Genomic DNA, 1406 nt, shown 5'->3' on the forward strand with positions numbered 1-1406 from the left:
GGTTTTGTAAAAAGAAAACGAAAGTTTTCTGGAAATGAATTAGCTACCATATGTATTTGGGTAAGTCAACGTACAGCGAGTGACTCGCTTGTTCGACTATGCAGTCAATTACATGCGGCCACAGGCACTCTTATGAGTCCAGAAGGACTCAATAAACGCTTTGATAAAAAAGCGGTTGAATTTTTGAAATATATTTTTTCGGCATTATGGAAAAGTAAAATCTGTGAAACATCGGCCATTTCAAGCGCGGCGCTCACGTATTTTCAACGAATTCGTATTTTAGATGCGACGATTTTCCAAGTACCAAAACATTTAGCCCATGTATATCCTGGATCAGGTGGTTGTGCACAAACAGCGGGTATCAAGATTCAATTAGAATATGACTTACATAGCGGACAGTTTCTAAACTTTCAGATAGGTCCAGGAAAAAATAATGATAAGACCTTTGGAACAGAATGCTTAGACACATTACGTCCAAGCGATTTATGTATCCGTGATTTAGGTTATTTTTCATTAGAAGACTTAGATCAAATGGATCAACGAGGTGCTTATTATATATCCAGATTAAAATTAAACCATACCGTGTATGTAAAAAATCCGTTTCCAGAATACTTTCGAAACGGAACCGTAAAAAAGCAATCACAGTATATCCAAGTTGATTTAGAACATATTATGAACAATTTAAAACCCGGTCAAACATACGAAATAAAAGAAGCTTACATTGGAAAGAATCAAAAACTATTCACACGTGTAATTATCTATCGTTTAACAGACAAACAGATACAGGAACGTAGAAAAAAACAAAGTTACACTGAAAGTAAAAAGGGTATTACATTTTCAGAAAAGAGTAAACGATTAACGGGTATCAACATATATGTCTCAAATACGCCTGAAGGAGTTGTTCCGATGGAACAAATACATGACTTTTACTCCCTTCGCTGGCAAATAGAAATTATTTTTAAAACGTGGAAATCCTTATTTCAAATTCATCATTGGCAAACTATCAAAAAAGAGCGATTAGAATGTCATGTGTATGGAAGACTTATTGCCATCTTTATCTGTTCTTCTACGATGTTTAAGATGCGTAAACTTCTTTTGCAAAAGAACAAAAGAGAATTAAGTGAATATAAAGCCATTGGGATGATTCAAGATCATGTATCGCTGTTATATCAAGCGATACAGAGAAACACCCAAAATCTAACAAAGATTTTAATCCGTTTGTTCGACCTCCTACAGAAGAATGGACGGAAATCTCATCGATATGAGAAGAAAACTATCTTTGATATTATGGGTGTTGTCTATGAGTATAATGGGTTTGGAAAACAAAAGAAAGCTGCATAATTTTTAAAATGAAACTCGTTAGAGTTTATTTGGTGTGTGTACTTTTCAATACCAAAAGTACATTA

1 protein-coding gene is annotated in these 1406 nt (G+C 34.3%); it reads left to right on the top strand.

Features of this window, described 5'->3' with window-relative positions; genetic code table 11:
- On the top strand, positions 1–1341 hold a 1341-nt coding region (locus PDQ68_RS28550; protein ID WP_270694805.1), incomplete at its 5' end, for an IS4 family transposase.
- Between the last annotated feature and the right edge of the window lie 65 nt (positions 1342–1406).

Origin of the sequence: Bacillus cereus group sp. Bc010 (genome assembly GCF_027716745.1) — a bacterium.
Classification (GTDB): Bacteria; Bacillota; Bacilli; order Bacillales; family Bacillaceae_G; genus Bacillus_A; species Bacillus_A pacificus.